Source organism: Caballeronia sp. RCC_10 (assembly GCF_041360715.1).
Lineage (GTDB): Bacteria > Pseudomonadota > Gammaproteobacteria > Burkholderiales > Burkholderiaceae > Caballeronia > Caballeronia grimmiae.
Window position 1 is genome coordinate 14,226 of sequence record NZ_JBFUPT010000016.1, and the last position, 17,045, is coordinate 31,270.

Annotated in this window: 8 protein-coding genes and 3 pseudogenes; 5 read left to right on the plus strand and 6 right to left on the minus strand. The window is 62.9% G+C overall.

Annotated features, from left to right (window positions below; translation table 11 throughout):
* Positions 1-20 precede the first annotated feature (20 nt).
* Positions 21-713 carry a glutathione S-transferase C-terminal domain-containing protein gene (locus tag AB6804_RS23325; protein WP_370888550.1) on the plus strand — a complete coding sequence of 231 codons (693 nt, stop codon included), beginning with the start codon at positions 21-23 and terminating at the stop codon, positions 711-713.
* Positions 714-767: 54 nt separating this feature from the next.
* On the opposite strand, the pseudogene AB6804_RS23330 reads toward AB6804_RS23325, so the two are convergent.
* Positions 768-1,211: pseudogene (locus tag AB6804_RS23330) on the minus strand (GMC family oxidoreductase); the annotation flags it as partial.
* Positions 1,212-1,267: 56 nt separating this feature from the next.
* Positions 1,268-3,055 (minus strand): CoA transferase, encoded by a 1,788-nt coding sequence (locus tag AB6804_RS23335; protein WP_370888494.1) that lies wholly within the window; start codon positions 3,053-3,055, stop codon positions 1,268-1,270.
* 1,719 nt (positions 3,056-4,774) lie between these two features.
* Here AB6804_RS23335 and AB6804_RS23340 point away from each other — a divergent pair.
* Positions 4,775-7,426, plus strand: coding sequence for a hemagglutinin repeat-containing protein (locus AB6804_RS23340; RefSeq protein ID WP_370888551.1), 2,652 nt, complete (start codon positions 4,775-4,777; stop codon positions 7,424-7,426).
* Positions 7,327-8,820: pseudogene (locus AB6804_RS23345) on the plus strand (ShlB/FhaC/HecB family hemolysin secretion/activation protein); the annotation flags it as partial. The gene AB6804_RS23340 and the pseudogene AB6804_RS23345, both read left to right, overlap by 100 nt.
* Positions 8,821-8,970: 150 nt before the next feature.
* Here the strand turns inward: AB6804_RS23345 and AB6804_RS23350 are convergent.
* Positions 8,971-10,077 (minus strand): helix-turn-helix domain-containing protein, encoded by a 1,107-nt coding sequence (locus AB6804_RS23350; protein WP_370888495.1) that lies wholly within the window; start codon positions 10,075-10,077, stop codon positions 8,971-8,973.
* Between the two features lie 311 nt (positions 10,078-10,388).
* Here AB6804_RS23350 and AB6804_RS23355 point away from each other — a divergent pair.
* Together AB6804_RS23355 and AB6804_RS23360 are read left to right on the plus strand one after the other, a co-directional pair.
* Positions 10,389-11,960: pseudogene (locus AB6804_RS23355) on the plus strand (methyl-accepting chemotaxis protein); the annotation flags it as partial.
* A gap of 332 nt (positions 11,961-12,292) precedes the next feature.
* Positions 12,293-12,637, plus strand: coding sequence for a hypothetical protein (locus tag AB6804_RS23360; RefSeq protein WP_370888496.1), 345 nt, complete (start codon positions 12,293-12,295; stop codon positions 12,635-12,637).
* A 515-nt stretch (positions 12,638-13,152) separates the two neighbouring features.
* Here the strand turns inward: AB6804_RS23360 and AB6804_RS23365 are convergent.
* From AB6804_RS23365 to AB6804_RS23375, 3 genes are all read right to left on the minus strand, one after another.
* Positions 13,153-15,507, minus strand: coding sequence for an EAL domain-containing protein (locus AB6804_RS23365; protein WP_370888497.1), 2,355 nt, complete (start codon positions 15,505-15,507; stop codon positions 13,153-13,155).
* 166 nt (positions 15,508-15,673) lie between these two features.
* Positions 15,674-16,120 (minus strand): SgcJ/EcaC family oxidoreductase, encoded by a 447-nt coding sequence (locus AB6804_RS23370; RefSeq protein ID WP_370888498.1) that lies wholly within the window; start codon positions 16,118-16,120, stop codon positions 15,674-15,676.
* A 201-nt stretch (positions 16,121-16,321) separates the two neighbouring features.
* A complete protein-coding gene (locus AB6804_RS23375) occupies positions 16,322-17,044 on the minus strand; it encodes a FadR/GntR family transcriptional regulator (RefSeq protein WP_370888499.1) in 723 nt (240 codons plus the stop codon).
* Position 17,045: the final 1 nt, after the last annotated feature.

Consider the following 17,045-nt stretch of genomic DNA (forward strand, 5'->3'; position numbering starts at 1 on the left):
CCTCATCAGGGGAGAGCTCCATGCTGACGCTCTATTCTTATCCGGACCTGTTCGGCGTCCCCGACAACAATCCGTTCGGCCTGAAGGTCTATGCGTTCATGCGCTTGTGCGGCCTGGTCTTCGAGCACAAGCACATTCTTGATACGAAAGCGGCGCCGCGAGGGCAGTTGCCGTATTTGGTCGACGGCGAGACGTCCATCGGCGATAGCGATGCGATCATCGACTATCTCAAGCGAGAAAACAATTTAGGCATCGACAGAGCGCTTTCAACAGGCCAAGCGAATCTCGACTTCTTCGTGCGACGCACACTGGACGACCTTTATTGGCCGATGAGCTTCTCTCGGTGGCGCGACGAGCGCTTTCGCCCCGCTTTCTGCACTGCCTTCATGGCGGCGCACCCAGAGGTCGCCGCGAGTGCGCTCGAAGCCGCAAGCGAGTACAACCGGCTGCGGTATCACTATCAGGGCATCGGCCGCTATGAGCCGGGTCAGGTGTACGAGCGGGGCATCGCCGACCTGCGCGTCGTAGCCGATCTGATCGGCGACAGCGGCTTTGTCTTCGGGCCCGAGCCCGCCACGGTCGATGCCGCTATCTACGGCTGCGTCGCAAACATCTACTACTACGACATTGATACGCCGTTGAAGCGCTACGTGCTGTCGAGGCCGACCCTCGTCCGCCATTGCGTTGCGATCCACGAAAGGGTAGTTAGCTAACAGGCCGATGCCGCGGTTTTTGTATCATTCCGCACATGGACACTGCTTCTCTTCACCCGCGCCATCCAATTCGCTCGCACCGCCATGGTAATTCTCGCTGCGGCGGAACACCGGCAGGACTGATTCCCAGCGCCAACCCGCGTCGCCGGTGCTTTGCGCCCAATCGTCATAGTCTTCGCGCTGGCCGCGCATATAGATCATGCCGTTGATCGACGAGCAGCCGCCCAGCACGCGCCCGCGTGGATAGCTGAGCGAACGGCCGTTTAGGCCTTGCTCCTCCTCGGTGTGGAATTTCCAATCGGTGCGCGGATTGCCGATACAGTACAAATAGCCCACCGGCACATGGATCCAGTGATAGTTGTCTTTTCCGCCGGCCTCGAGCAGTAGCACCGATGCCCTGGCATCTTCGCTCAGACGATTGGCGAGCGCACATCCCGCAGTCCCGCCACCAATCACGATATAGTCGAATTCGCCGAGTGACTGCCGTTTCGATGTCATTTCATTTTGCATAACTGACAATGTGTTGGATCTAAATCGATTGAACTGACGGTCGATCAGCTGGGCAGATATTCGCTCGACCAGCTCACGCCAATTGCGCCGCGGTCGATAAGCGCATCAATCAGCCCTTCGGAGTAGCCGAGCGAACGCATGACCGCGCGCGTCGAAGCGCCGAATTTTTCGGCGGGCGCGAGGGCACGAATAGTTGCATGCGTCGGGCGAACCGCTACCGGATCGAGCTGCGTAACACGGTGGCCGCTGGGATGCGATTCGTAGACACTGAATGCATAGCTGCCCAGATCGATACCGGGTTGGCCGTCGGCGGGGCGGCTGGCGCTGCGACGCAGATTGTCCAGATTGTCGGGTACGGCGGCCGCAATGTTTGCGGCTTGCAGCCTCGTTTGCCACCTTTCAGCACCGTCCGATGCGATCGCCCGGGCAAGAAAATCTGCCGGTGCCGGAGACGCAGCGATGCCGCGCAGACCCTCGACATCGTCGAGCCGTTCGAACTCGCTTGCGTCCGTATGCATGTAGATCCAGCCGTCTGCCGCGCGGAAAAACCTCGACAGTGGCCCGAATCCCGATGCCTCGCGTCCCGACGGTTCATCGAACGGCGCGCGGCCAGCGTAGTCATAGCAGAACGGAATCTGCACCAGGTTGCCGAGCGCGGCCAGCGACGTCCGCGCGCGGCCGCCCTCTCCGGTGCGGGCCTTCCGGTACAACGCGGCGGCCACACCCAGCGCCGCTGCGAAGCCGCACATCACGTCGATGGTGCCGACATGAGCGTGCTCCTCCGGCGTAGCCATGCCACCGCCAAAGCGCACCATGATGCCCGTGCAGGCCTGGATCAAATCGTCATAGCCCAGATAGTCGGTTCGCGGGCCACGGCGTGGGCCGCCGAAGCAATCGAGCTGGCAGAACACGACACCGGGATTGAGCGCGCGCAGGCTCGCCTCGTCCAGACCCAGCGGGGCAAGTTGCCGGTCCGGCGCATTCATCACGATCACATCGACCGAGCGGGCCAGCGTCTGGAACACCTGCCGCCCCTCGTCCTTGCCGAGATCGACCAGAATGCTTTGTTTGCCGCGCCCCGACGACATTCCAAAGACAACCGTATTCCACGGATCGTAATTCGGCGACACGGGATCCAGTTTGATGACCTCCGCACCGAAGCGTCCGAGGAACGACGTCGAATGCGGACCGGCGATCACGTTGGTCAGATCCAGAACGCGCACACCATCGAGCCAGCCGCCCACGCCATCGTGCGGCTTGACGGCGCGCATCGGCTGCGCCGTGTCGTCCAATGCGGCGATGGCCTCGGCGACGGGCACCGTACGACGTGGCTCGGGCGACAGCATCGCTTCGGCACTGTCTTCGAGCCAGGCAACCGGCCCTGGCTGTTTCATCATGCCAAACTCGCCATCGTGAGATTCCAGCACCAGGCCGGCGGCGTTCGCATGCTCGTCGTGCAGCCATTCCTGCGTGCTGCGGAGTGCGGCGCCAGGAAAGCCGCCTTCTCCGAAAATTCGCTCCCATTCGGCCGAGGTCTTGGTCAGGAAGACCGCCTTCATGCGCGCGGAAATGCGCGTAGCCCAGTGCGCCGGCAGCGGGTACACGCCGAGCGATGCGTCGCCTTCCCATTCACCCACAGGGCGATAGCAATCGGCGACCGTCGGCAGTCCGGCCTCAACCATTTCTTCGTAGAGACCCATCGCCATGAGGCAACGCTTGGCGTGTGCATTATGCGAGGGGCAAACCGCGTAGAACTTGCGCCCATCGGCACATTCGTAGGTGCGATAAAACGGGTCGAGATATTCCTGCAAGGCCTCGTACGAGAGATCCATCGGCAATCCGTTTGCCCGACGGCGCTCGACCTCCTTTTCGCGGAGCGTTTTGTAGCGCAGCCGGTGTCTATCCCGACCTGCCGAACGAATCGCCGTGCTTTCGTATCGACACATTCGCGCTCGATACGCCTGCGACGTTGCCCGAGGCGGTGCGCGATAACCGTCAACTATTGGGCCGACTACGATCCGCACATCAACTACGATCCGGCCACCGAGTACCCGGGCGATGAGCAGGCGCACAAGGGCTGGCACCGCATCGAAGTGGATCGCACGACCACGACGACCACGCAACAGGATCAGGTCAGCGGCCCACAGGCCACCCAGGCGCAACTGCTCGCGGGCGGCACGATGACGCTCGCCAATGTCGGCACGATCAACAACGCGTATAGCGCGATCGCGGCGGGCAATGCCATTCAGATCGGCAATGCGGTGCAGAACGGCGCGCTCGATCCGGCCGGCAATGGCAACGTGGGCGGCACGACCGTCAATAACATTGGGCAGACGCTGTATCAGTATCAGCGGCAGGACATCGTTTCGACCTATGCGTGGAACGAGGACATCAGCCGTGATGTCGATCACAACATCGTGCAACCATCGGTCATCTTGCCCCCGGTTGCGCTCGGTGGCATCGGCGGCACGATCATCGCGAACAATGCCATTAGCATCATCGCGCGCGATGTGAACAACGTGAACGTGGCGGCGGCGAACTCATCGACGGGCGCCACCGGCGGCACGCTCGGCGCGAACTCCGCGATGACGTCGCTTGCAGGCGGCAGCGTTGCAGGTGTCAGTAACGCGGGCGGCGCGTCGGTCAATGGCGCAAGTGGATCTTCGACTGCCAGTGCGAGCGGCAGTGCGCAGACGATCAACGCACCTCAGTCGGTCGCGGGCCCCACAGGCGCGCTGAACATTCCGCTGCCGACGAGCGGCTTGTATCGCTACAACACGTCGCCCAACGCGCAGTATCTGATTGCGACTGATCCGCGCCTGACGAGTTACGCAAACTTCATCTCCAGCGACTATATGTTGAAGGCGCTGAATTTCGATCCGATGAAGATCGAGAAGCGCCTGGGCGATGGCTTGTATGAAGAGCAACTGATCCGAAACCAGATCACGCAACTGACGGGCCGTGTGTATCTGGAAGGCTATACGAGCAATGAGGATCAATACCGCGCGTTGATGAACAACGGTGTTAGCTTTGCGCACGAGTTCAACCTCGTGCCGGGCATGGCGCTCACGGCGGCTCAGATGGATGCGCTCACCAGCGACATCGTGTGGCTGGTCGACCAGACGGTGACGCTGCCCGATGGCAGCGTGCAGCACGTCCTCGCGCCGGTGGTGTACATGGCGCAGGCGCATGCAAACGATCTGAAGCCGACGGGCGCGCTCATCGCGGCCGACGATGTGCAGATTCACGCGACCGGCAGTGTCATCAATAGCGGTGTCATCAAGGGCGGCACGCAGACGGTCATTACCGGCACTGACATTCTGAATCGCGGCGGCTCGATCGGCAGCAACGGCACGACCGTCATTTCCGCAACCAACGATGCGATCAACGCCTCGGGCCGCATCTCGGGTAATCGCGTGGCGGTGCTTGCGGGTAATGACATCGTCAACACGACGCTTGTCGATGCGGTCGGTGTCACTTCGGCGGCGGGCAGCAGCAAGGTCAATCAGACGCTGGTCGGCGCGCAAGGCACGATCGAATCGACGGGCGACATGCTCATCGGCGCGGGGCACGATTTGACGGTGCATGGCGCGAACATCGCGGCGGGCGGCAACGCGCAGATCACGGCGGGCAACAACATCCTCGTCGATACGGTGCAGTCGAACACGTCGCAAACGACGACGTATCGGGCGGATCGTTACGCGAACCGCGAGAGCACCATCAACGAGACGAGCGGCATCAGCACGGGTGGCAGTCTCGGGATGCAGTCGGGCAACGACATGACGTTCAAGGGCGCGCAAGTGAGCGCCGGGACGGATATGACGGTCGTGGCAGGCGGCAATCTGAGCGCGAGCAGCGTCACCGATAGCGCCAAAGTCGACGATGTCTATCACAGCAAGAAGCGTAGCCAGGAAGTACATGACTACGATGAGCAGGCTGTGGGCACAAACTTCTCAGCGGGCGGCAATGCGACGCTCGCGGCGGTCGCGACCGACAAGAGCAAGGGTAATGTGACACTCACGGGCTCGTCGCTGAGTGCGGATACGGGTGCGGCAAACATCGTCGCGACGGGCGATGTGACGCTCAACGAGGCGCGCGAGGAGCACGACCGGTACTACTGGGAAGAGTCCACGCGCGGCAGCGTTGTGAAGAGCACGACCACCGAGCAAATGCAGAACACGCAGGCCAACATCGGCGTGGGCAGCATCGTGTCGGGCGACTCGGTGAACGTTCAAAGCGGCAAGGATGTGACGATCCAAGGCAGTAACGTCGTGGGCACGCATGACGTAAAGCTCAATGCAGTGGGTGACGTAACCATTACCACATCCCAGGACACCGAGCGTTCGCAAAGCTCCTATGAGCAGCGCGAATCAGGCTTCCTCTCCGGGATGACGCTAGTGAATCAGCTCGATGGCGGGTTGCAGGGCTACAGTATCGGCACGCGCAAGACGACAGATGCCGAACAGGCCACGCAGGTCACGAACAACGGCAGCATGATCGGCTCGCTTGACGGCAACCTCGTTGTCACCTCCGGCAACGACCTGCACGTCACCGGCAGCACGATGCATGCAGGCAATGACGTGAGCCTTACGGGCAAGACGGTCACGATCGACGCGGCGCAGAACGCATCTGCGCAGAGCGAGCAGCAATCGTTCAGCCAAACGGGAGTCACGGCGGGCCTAAGCAGTCCGGTGCTTGCCGCCGTGCAAACGGCTAACCAGATGCGCCAGGACGTGAAGCGCACCAAAGGCGACGCCCGACTGGACGCACTGGCGGCGGCGACCACCGGCCTGGCGGGCAAGAATGCCTATGACGCGGTGGCGAGCAATCCTAGTCAGCTTGGCGGGATTGGCGTGAGCGTTTCGTTGGGCACAAACCACAGCCACAGCAGTGCGACGCAAGCGTCGACGACTGCTGCTGGCAGCACCGTGAGCGCGGGCAACGACGTACATATCACGGCGACGGGCGCGGGTGCGAACAGCAACATCAACATCATTGGCAGCGACGTGACCGCCGGCCACGATGCGGCGCTTGATGCACAAGGCAGCATCAATCTGCAGGCGGCGCAGAACACCGACAGCATGCGCAGTTCGAACAGCGGATCGAGTGCGAGCATTGGCGCGACGTTCAGCGTCGGCGGGGCGCAGAACGGCCTATCGTTCCAAGCCGGCGCGTCGGGTACGAAGGGCCATGGAGATGGCGACGGTCAGACGTGGACCAACACGCACGTCAATGCGGGCGGCACGACGAGCTTGCACTCGGGTGGCGACACGAACCTGAAGGGTGCAGTCGTGGACGGCCAGCAGGTGGTGGCGGACGTGGGCGGCAACCTGAACATTGAGAGCCTCCAGGAAACGAGCCACTACGACTCGAAGCAGACGAGCGGGGGCGTATCGGTGAGCGTGTGCGTGCCGCCGATTTGCGCGGGCGCGTCCAGCGTATCGGCGAATTTCAACCAGCAGAAGCTGAACAGCGACTATGCGAGCGTGACCGAGCAGTCGGGCATTCAGGCGGGCGATGGCGGCTTCCAGCTGAACGTGAAGGGCAACACGGATCTGAAGGGCGGGGTGATCGCGAGCAGTGACCAGGCGGTGGCCGCGGCATCGGAGCTGAACCTGTACTCGCGCGGCGATATCAGCAACACCCACGGCGCGAACATCTTCAGCCTGGGCGACATCAACATCGCGGGCGACGCCACGCGCGACGCCAATGGCCTGCTTGCCAATCGTGCGAACACGGTCACCAACGATCAATCGACGATCGAAGCGCAAGGCAATATCGAAGTCGCGACGAACACGCTGTATAACACGCGGCCCGCGCCGACGGTCGAGACGGTGACGACCGGGGTCGAAACGCTGTTCCAGACCAAACGCTCCAAGTACATGCCTTGCGGCACAGGCGGCCCGGACAGTCACACGTCCTGTACGCAGGAAGTATGGGACGACTACTACAGCAAGCCGCGAAACGATACCTTCAGCGCGGCGGACGTGGTGTCGAGCACGAGCGGCGCCGGCGCAGTCGATCGGGCGGTCGTCGTGAACATCAACGGCACGCCCACGACGCTCTACTACAACACGCTCACGACCAACGCGGACGGCACGGTAAAGGCGCATCGTCACTGCCGATGGACCCATTCGCGTTCGCGCGTGAATGGCTCGATCACTACAAAGGCCAATGCGTCGGCAAGGATGGCGTCAATCTGATCACCAAGGGCCTCCAGCAAGCAATCCTCAGCCGCGGTTTGGTCACGACGCGCGTGCTGCTGCCCGAACAAGACCTGTCGAACGGCACGCTCAAGGTCGCGCTGGTGCCGGGGCTGATCCGGGAAGTGCGCTTTGCCGATCCCGTCTCGTGGGGCACTTGGAAAACCGCCTTCCCCGCGAGACCCGGTGACGTGCTCAATCTGCGCGACCTCGAGCAAGGCCTCGAACAGATGAAGCGCGTCGCCAGCCAGGACGTCGCGATGAAGATCGAGCCCACCAGCGTGCCCGGCGAAAGCGATGTCGTGCTCACGCTCAAGCGTTCAAAGCCGTGGAGCTTCGTCGCGTCGGTCGACAACTCGGGCAGCCGCGCGACGGGCAAGCTGCAAGGCAACGTCAGTCTCGGCATCGACAACCTGCTTGGGTTGAACGACATCATGACGCTTGGCGCCAGCCAGGACTTGTACTTCGAGGACAAGGCGCTCGGCTCGCACGGCTTCAACGGTTCGTACTCGATGCCGTGGGGCTACTGGACGGCGACGCTGTTCGGCAACACCAACACCTACTGTCAGCAGATCGCGGGCGTGAATCAGACCTTCGTTTCGAGCGGCAATTCGCAATCGGCGGGGTTGAAGCTGGCCCGCGTGCTGCGCCGTGATCAGAACGATGTGTTCGGCGGTTACGTGCAATTGTCGAAGCGCTTCGGTGCGAGCTTCATCGACGACACCGAAATCACGCTGCAACACCGCAACAACACGTTCTTCGAAGCGGGGCTGACCGATCGGCATTACTTCGGCGGTGCGCAGTTCGATGGGACGCTGGCGTATCGGCAAGGCATCGGCGGGCTGGGCGCGACGCCGGATCCGGCATTGCCGCCCGACGATGGCGTCATCGCGCCGACGCCCGCGACTAAACCGAGCGGCCCGACGTATCGTTTCCACATGGCGGTGTTCGACGCCAATCTGTCGGTGCCGTTTGCCGTCGCATCGCAGGCGCTGCGCTATGTGACGACGTTCCACGGTCAATACACGAACGACACACTGTTCTACGTCGACGATATAACCATCGGCAGTCGCTACACGGTGCGCGGCTTCGATGGCGAGCAGATGCTGGCAGGCGAAAAAGGTTTTTACTGGCGCAACGAATTGCAGGCGCCGATCGGCAGGACCGGGCAAGCGTTCTATGCGGGTATCGACTATGGACGGGTGTTTGGTCCGAACACCGCGTTTCTGGCGGGCACGCAATTGGTCGGTGCAGTCGTTGGCGTGCGAGGCGGTATCCCGGGCAAGTATGCCGGACTCAGCTACGACTTCTTTGCAGGAACGCCGATTCACAAGCCATCGGCGTTTGCGACATCCCGCGTAACCGTCGGCTTCCAGGTGATGGCGCAACTCTGAGGAAGGCCCGCATAGAAGGCGCGGTCGCGCATCGTCAACGCACAACTAATAAGGCCGGCGGTAGCCGTCGAGCGAACACCGGGGCATATCACGCGGGCATGGAGCGTTACGCCGCGCCGGCAACCTCCAACTGTCCCCGCTGATTAGCCGTCACACACCCTTGTTCCACCGCTCGAAACGCTTGCGTGTCACCAGCGCAATCCGATCCGACGCAAGCGCCGCCAGATTCACCAGCCGTCGCTTCTGCACCGCATCGATCGAGCGGGGTTGCCGGTCGATGCCGCACAGCGCGCCCAGCGCATTGCCCTGCGCATCGCGCAACGGCGCACCGGCATAGAAGCGAATGCGCGGCTCGCCGGTCACGAGCGGATTCGCACTGAAGCGCTCATCGGCGGCGGCGTCATCGACGATAAAAACATCGTTCTGCATGATCGTGAAATTGCAAAACGCCCACGGACGCGGCGTCTCTTGCGCATTGAGTCCCCAACGCGCCTTGAACCATTGACGATCCGGCGTCAACAGCGTCATCAAGCTGATCGGCACACGCAGTATCTCGGCCGTCAGCTGAACGATTTCATCGAACTCCGGCTCGCTCAGCGTGTCGACGAGACCCGTGCGCGCCACGGCCTGCACGCGCGCATCTTCATTCGGCGCGACAGGATAGGACGATGCGGCATCGTCGGAAGGCGTAAGCGCAAGAGATTGAAGCAGCGCCGCCGCGAACGCGGGGCGGTCGGCTGGCGTGTGCAGCAGCGTCACGCGGCACAGGCTGCCGAGGTCCGCCTCGAGTTGCGCGCTGCTAAGGTCGGTCACGACGAGCATTCGCATATGCGCAAGGTCGCGCGACTGCAGGAGACGTCGCGCCATCGACAGGCGTTCCCAGTCGCCGCGCATCAGTTCGATCGCGATGACAGCCGGCATGGCGACGCCCGCGTCGAGCATCGCGTTGAACGGATCGCTCTGACCGATGCCGTGCATTCCCGCCGCAGCCACCGCCTCCAGGAAGTCCGGCAGCGCGGCTTCCGATGCCACGACGAGCGCCATCGCATTCTCTATGCGCGCCGCAGCCTGCCGCCCGTTTCCGAGCTGCTCGCGCAACGCGATGACCGCACTTCTGCGCACGCGGCGATGACCGCCCGGCGTCTTCCACGATTCGATCATCCCCTGTTCGATCCACGTCTGCGCCGTCTTGACCGACACGCCAAGAATGGCCGCTGCGTCTCGGCTGGTCAGAATGGGATCGTCGTTGGTTGACATGAGGCTCCTTGAGTTGAGGTCGCAAACGATAGCTGGCTTCGGCTTAAAGCACAATCGCCGAATGTGATAGAAACGGCAATTTTTCGCTTGCGCGCTTTGTCAGTTAAATCTACGCTTAACGCGGCTATCGCGCTGTCATCTGTATTCATCGGTCGCTATTACCCGCAGTTACGAGGAGCGTAGGTAATTATGGCTGCCATCGAGTCGATCAGCAAGACGGCTGGAATTGATAAAAACGGAATGTCTCGAAAACGAAGCGGGCGCGAATCGCCGGCAACGCCGCGGACCACGGCGCAACACATAACAAAGCCATGAATCTCAACACCATGTCGGTCAGGGCGAAACTCGCCTTGTCATTCAGTTTCCTTACGGGGGTCGTGCTCGTCGTATCGGCGGTATCGATCAACGCGCTCGGCGATGCGAACCGGCGCTTCTCGGGCTATGTGGACGGCGCCAACGCGCGGGCCGCGATGGCCGCGCAGGTTCGCACGGCGGTCGACCGGCGTGCGATCGCAGCGCGCAACATGGCGCTCGTCACGTCGCCCGCCGACTTCGCCCTCGAGAAGGAAGCCGAAGCCCGCGCGCAGGCCGATGTCACCGCGAATCTCGCCAAGCTCGACACGATGATCGCTTCGAGCAGCGACACGACGGCGCAGGCACGCGCGCTGATCGCCGAGATCGAACGCGTCGAATCGCTTTATGCGCCGGTCGCACGATCCATCGTCGAACTCGCGAGCGAGCATCGGCAGGAGGAAGCCGTGCGGAAGATCAACGACGAATGCCGGCCGCTGCTGGCCGCGCTCGTCGCCGCGACCGACGCCTACTCGACCCACACGCATCGGCGCGCCGACGAACTCGTGGCGGACGCGCACGAACACTATGTGGCGCAGATGCAAATTCTTGCTGCCATCTGCCTGGGCTCGCTTGCCGCTGCGGTGCTGGCGGGCGTGCTCATCACGCGCGGGCTGACGCGTGCGCTCGGCACGGAGCCGGCGACGCTCAAGGAAATCACGCAGCGTGTCGCCTCGGGCGATCTCAGCCCGGTCGCAATGACGCGTACAGCGCCCGCAGGCAGCGTGCTCTCGTCGATGGATGCGATGCAGAAGAGCCTCGTCGCGCTGATTGGCGAAGTGCGCATGGCGGCCGACGGCATCGCCACGGGTTCGATGCAGATCGCTTCCGGCAACGCAGACCTTTCCGCACGGACGGAAGAGCAGGCATCGTCGCTTCAGCAGACGGCGGCCAGCATGGAAGAACTGACGTCGACGGTTCGGCAGAACGCCGACAACGCGCAACAGGCGAGCACCCTGTCGGCGAACGCGTCGCACGTGGCACAGCAAGGCAACGCTGTGGTGACGCGCGTCGTCGAGACGATGACCGCCATCAGCGACAGCTCGCTGAAGATCGCGGACATCATCGGGATTATCGAAGGCATCGCGTTTCAGACCAACATTCTCGCGCTGAACGCGGCGGTCGAGGCGGCACGCGCCGGCGAGCAGGGCCGCGGGTTTGCGGTGGTGGCGGCGGAAGTGCGCTCGCTCGCGCAGCGTTCCTCGCTTGCGGCGAAGGAAATCAAGGAACTGATCGGCGCGTCGGTTTCGAAAGTCGAGGCGGGCTTCGCGCTCGCTCAGGATGCGGGAACGACGATGAGCGACGTGCTGCGAGCGGTGACGCGCGTGTCAGACATCATGGACGAGATCGCGGCAGCTTCGGGCGAACAAAGCCGCGGCATCGAGCAGGTTAATCAGGCGATCGCGCAAATGGATCGCGTCACGCAGCAGAACGCCGCGCTCGTCGAGCAGGCGGCGGCGGCTTCGCAGGCGCTCGATGATCAGGGGCGGGTGCTGTCGCGGACTGTGTCGCAGTTTCGAATGGAAGGGGCGGTTGTTTGAGGGACGTGCGGTGCTGGGAGGATGTCGTGCGTGGAGAATGGCGGTGCTATTGGGCGACGTCAACGCCAGAGTCGCGCTGTTCACGCATCGCTTGCGGTCAGGATCTTGTCGGTGATGTTCGTGTTCGGCCGAGCGCGCGCTTGCATGGCTCGCGTTCGGCGTACCGGGTATTTTCGTCGGCCTGCGCTGACCCTTTGCGCTGAACATGAACGCGCATCGCCGCGAGGACGCGAGTCTGCGACGTCGCAGTCACCCGCGCGGCATGCGGCTTGCGTGCATCGTCGGACCAGCGCTCATCGAGCGAGCACCGCAAGGAGCCTCAATTGGAAACGACGATCGCACGAATATTTCAGTCCATGGAAGAAGCGGACAAGGCACGCGACGCGCTCGTGCAGTCGGGCGTTCCCCGCGATGCAATCGACCTTAGCTTCCAGGCGGACGAAGCCGGCCCGGTACGCGGCAATTTTCTGACCGGCGACAGCACCGATTCGATCGGCTGGAAGGAGGAATACGACGCCCGGTTCAGGCATCAGGGCGAAGTGTCACGCTTTATTCTTACCGCGCAGGTGGAAGAGGCGCGCGCAAAAGAGGTCGAAGCGATGCTGCAGCAAGCTGGCGGATGCACGGTCGATGCGGTGACGGCGGCACCAAAGACCGGCGAAGCATGAGCAGACGTTGTTCTTGCTTTCGCTTCGTCCACGCAATGGTGTGCCACGATAAATTATCCAACGATGGCCTGTTTTCAGCACGCGCGTAGTTGTCGCCTCGTTGGCGCGGGCCGCGCAATCAGCGGTTCCCAGCGCTAGGCGTTGAAAGCCGTGAAATGCCACCGCAGGCGTTGACTGCCACACTGCTCGCGGCGAGCGCGATATCAGGCCTGATGACGCTATGGTTCAGCGTTCGCACAGCGATCGACCGCCGTCTGTTCGCAGCACTGGGCGGACGCAGCGGTCACCAATGATTCGGAATCCGAATCAAATGTTGAAGGCACACTACCGCATCTCGACCACGCACTAACAACCCTCGGCTGGCTCGATGCCCGCAACTCGGGTCGCCCGTTACACCTTCGCGCTCAGGGCGTGGTGCGGCTGATGAAATCAGCCGTCGCCACCGCAGCGGCGCAATGGACCACCGTATGCATCATCGTGACGATTGCACACTTGCGTTGAAGCCCGCATCTGAATCAATCCACCGCCTCGATCGACAGCCCCAACACCTCGTCCGGCGCCACAGGCCGGCTCAACAAGAACCCCTGCACGAGATCACATGCGGACTCCCGCAGCAACTCCAGCTGCGCCGTCTGCTCGACGCCCTCGGCCGTCACACTGACGCCCAGCGTGCGCGCCATCTGAATGATCCCGCTCACGATGCCCTGCGTCGCGCGATCATCCTGCAGCCGCGCAACGAACGAGCGGTCGATCTTCAGCGTATCAGGCGAGAAATCGGCGAGATAGCGCAGGCTCGAGTAACCCGTGCCGAAATCATCGATAGCGATCCGCACGCCCAGCGCCTTCAGCGCCGACAACGTGCGCTGCGCGAGCGCGGGATTCTCCATCAACGCGCTCTCAGTCAGCTCGACTTGCAGGCTCGACGCCGGCAATTCATAGCGGCTCAGCGCATCATTGACGACTTGGACGATGGCCGCATCACGCAACTGCCGCGACGACACGTTCACCGACACGCCCAGTGCGCGCGCGCCCGCACGCCGCCAGAGCGCAAGCTGGCGCAACGCTTCGTCCATCACCCATGCGCCGATCTCGTTGATAAAGCCCGTTTCTTCGAGGATCGGAATGAACACGCCCGGCGATACCAGCCCGCGCGTCGGATGCCGCCAGCGTATCAGCGCTTCGACGCTGCGGACTTCGAGCGTCCGCGGCTCGTGGATCGCCTGATAGTGCAGCAGGAACTGGCGATTCGCGAGCGCGGCGGGCAGATCGCGCTCCAGCTTGAAGTCGACTATGCGCTCGGTCGACGCCTTGTCCGCGAACGAAAAGCCATTACGTCCCGCCTTTTTTGCGGCATACATCGCGATGTCCGCGCTCGTCAGCAGCGTCTCGTGGTCCGCGCCGTTCTCCGGAAACACCGAGATGCCGATGGACGCCGTGACGAACGCATCGGCGCGCGATGGGTCGCCCGATCGCGCGAGCGCGGCCAGAATGTCCTTCGCGATGCCGGCAAGGCGCTGCTTGTCCGGAGCATGATCGATCAGCACGGCGAACTCATCGCCGCCGAGGCGCGCAAGCACGGCGTCGTGAGGCAGCGCGGCCTGAATCAGCTCGCTCAGTGACTTGAGCAGGCGATCGGCGGCGGTATGGCCGAGCGTATCGTTGAGCACCTTGAACCGATCGAGGTCGATGAACATCAGCGCGAACGCCGCGTTGCGCCGGCACCGCTCCTCTATCTTGAGCACCAGCGCGCCACGGTTTGCGAGTCCCGTCAGCGAATCCGAGAAAGCCAGCCGGTCAAGCTCGGCGAGCCGTTCCTGTTCGACGGTGATGTCCTCGCTGATGCCGACGATACGCACCAGATCGCCGCGCGCATCGAACACGGGATTGCCAGTGCTTTGAATCCAGCGTACGCCGCGGCGCGGATGTTGAATGCGGTAACGCGCGCGGCCGCCCGTCTTTAGTCGCGTGATGCGCTGCATCGCGTCGTGAAGCTGCTGCCGGTCCTCGGGCAGCACGAGATCGATCCACGCCTGCGGACGCTCGCGCATCGTCCGCGCGTCGATGCCGAAGACGGACGCGCATCCCGCGCTGACGTGGTGAAAATAGGTGTAGTCCGCGCTGTACGAATAGAAGCAGAGGCCGACGTGCGCCTCCATTTCGGACATGAGCAGTTCTTTTGCTCGCAGGTCGGCGGCAAGCTCCGCCTCGTGCGTGATATCGAGCGATGCGCAGAGAATCGCGTGCACGCCGCCGTGGCCGTCGTCGATCGGAATAAGGCGCGATTGCCACTTTTTCGGCACGCCCGCCGTGGTCGGACACGAGGCGACGAACGCGCTGCGCGAGCCCTTGAGCGCGGCATCGAAGGCGTTGCGCGCGGCGCTCGCTTCATCGCCGGACCAGAAGCCCAGCCAGTTCGCGCCCGCGAGTTGTTCGGGGCCGCTCGCCTGCATCAGTTCGGCGCCGTATTCGGAGATGCGCAACATGCGGCCATCGGTATCGAGCAGCTTCAGGCATTCGCGGTTGGCATCGAGCAAGGCTTTCGCGAGCGCCGATGTCGCGTTCGCGCGTGCGTGCTGACGGCGCGCATGACGCAGCCCGGCCATGAGGACGAGCATAGCCGCCCCCGCGCCGATGCAGAAAGCCGCTTCCTCCGATACCGATGCGAGCGCGAACCAGGCCAGCGCCCACGCGCCGGCAGCCGCGAGAAAAATCTGCGCGATGCTCGCGAGCGGCAGCGACGTGGCGCTTCTCGCGCGCATCGACAGGAAAAAGGAGAGAAAGCCCTGGTTACGGGCGGACGACGCGATTCGCGGTGTCTCGCCGCGAATAGGGAGGGCTGCCGAAGCTCCGGGACGAATGGTTTGAGGCATGTGCGAAACAATACCGACGTGCGGTGGACGAGCGGCCAGCTCGGCCCGAAGTGGCCGAAGGGCTATAGCTGGTTTACGTCGCGAGGACGCGATGCTTTAGGGTGATCGTGCGGAGGATCGAAGGATCGGCGGCGGCGCGCCGATCCTCGGCTAAGCGGGAGCCGCTCTATTGCGCTGCATTCCACGTATGCGCGGTGGTGCGCCACTGTCCGTCGCTGCTCTTGGTCATCACCTTGAGCAGCACGCCTTGATATTGCGTTTTCTTGCCGTCCTTGTCCGCTACGGCGGTCCAGTTGGCGGTTTCGTATATGACGTTGCCGACGCGGCGCGCATTGACGACATCCGTCGTGTGGTTGCCGACGCCTGCCTTGAAATAGCCGTCGAATAGTTTCTCGATATCCGCACGGCCCTTGACCGTCTTGCCATTTCCCGGCGATACCACGGCGTTCTCGTCATAAAGCGATGCGAGTTTCTTCGCGTCGCCGCTGTTGAAGGTCTTGTCCCAGGCCGCGTTGGCCTTCTGAACCATAGCGTCATCCGCTGCATGAACGATATACGGCGCGGCGGCAAACAGCGCGGTGCAGGCGCTCAGGCACGCAATTGTCTTCTTCATCGCTCGTCTCCATGATTGTTTCGTCGTACGTACAAGTACCGACAATGCGAGACGCTGCCGTAGTCGGCGTGCGGCGATGCCTGCAGTGTGTGGCGCACGAAGTATAGGAAGCGCGCAACGACGTAAGCAATTAACGGGAGATCGAGGCATGAACGTTCGCACGGCATGCGGGGTTTAGGCGCGTTTTGCAATGCCGCGCCGCTATTCCTGATAAACCGCCGACAGCACGTTCTCCGCATCCGTCTGTGCGTTATCCAGTTGGACGAGGCTCGCATGACGCGCGCCGAGCGGGTCGCGGTTCACGATTGCAGTGAGGATCGCCTTATGGCGGGGCAGCGACAGCGCGTGCGTATCCGGATGACGGCTCGTCAGCTTGATCGACTCCGACAGCGCCAGCGACAGCATATGGCCGATATACATCAGCATGTCGTTGTGCGTCGCCGACATGATCGCGCGATGAAAGTCGAGGTCGGGCGCGAGCAGCGCTTCGGGTGTCTCCGCATGGGACATGCGCTCGAAGGCATCGCGGATGCGCGCGAGATCGTCGTCCGTCGCGTTCGATGCCGCAAGCGCCGCCGCTGCCGGCTCGATGATCCTTCGCACGACCAGCAGCGAGTTGAAGAACGTGCCCTCGTTCACGCTGTTCATGGTCCAGAAGAGCACGTCGGGATCGAGCATGTGCCATTCGTCGCGCGGCCGCACGATGCTGCCGAGACGCGGCTTCGACAGCACGAGCCCCTTCGCGACCAGCACGCGGGTTGCTTCGCGCAGAACCGGCCGGCTAACGCCGTAGGACTCGCACAGCTTCGCCTCGGCGGGCAGGCGCTCGCCGGGCGAAAGCCTGCCGCTCACGATCTCGATGCCAAGCTCCTGCACGATGCGCGCGTGCATGCTCTTGCGGGGCAGGGGATGGCGATAGTCCATG

Excerpts from the sequence above, each read along its gene's own strand:
- AB6804_RS23325 (WP_370888550.1), top strand. The coding sequence starts at position 21 with ATGCTGACGCTCTATTCTTATCCGGACCTGTTCGGCGTCCCCGACAAC.
- AB6804_RS23335 (WP_370888494.1), bottom strand. The coding sequence starts at position 3,055 with ATGGATCTCTCGTACGAGGCCTTGCAGGAATATCTCGACCCGTTTTAT.
- AB6804_RS23340 (WP_370888551.1), top strand. The coding sequence starts at position 4,775 with ATGCTCATCGGCGCGGGGCACGATTTGACGGTGCATGGCGCGAACATC.
- AB6804_RS23350 (WP_370888495.1), bottom strand. The coding sequence starts at position 10,077 with ATGTCAACCAACGACGATCCCATTCTGACCAGCCGAGACGCAGCGGCC.
- AB6804_RS23365 (WP_370888497.1), bottom strand. The coding sequence starts at position 15,507 with ATGCCTCAAACCATTCGTCCCGGAGCTTCGGCAGCCCTCCCTATTCGC.
- AB6804_RS23370 (WP_370888498.1), bottom strand. The coding sequence starts at position 16,120 with ATGAAGAAGACAATTGCGTGCCTGAGCGCCTGCACCGCGCTGTTTGCC.
- AB6804_RS23375 (WP_370888499.1), bottom strand. The coding sequence starts at position 17,044 with ATGGACTATCGCCATCCCCTGCCCCGCAAGAGCATGCACGCGCGCATC.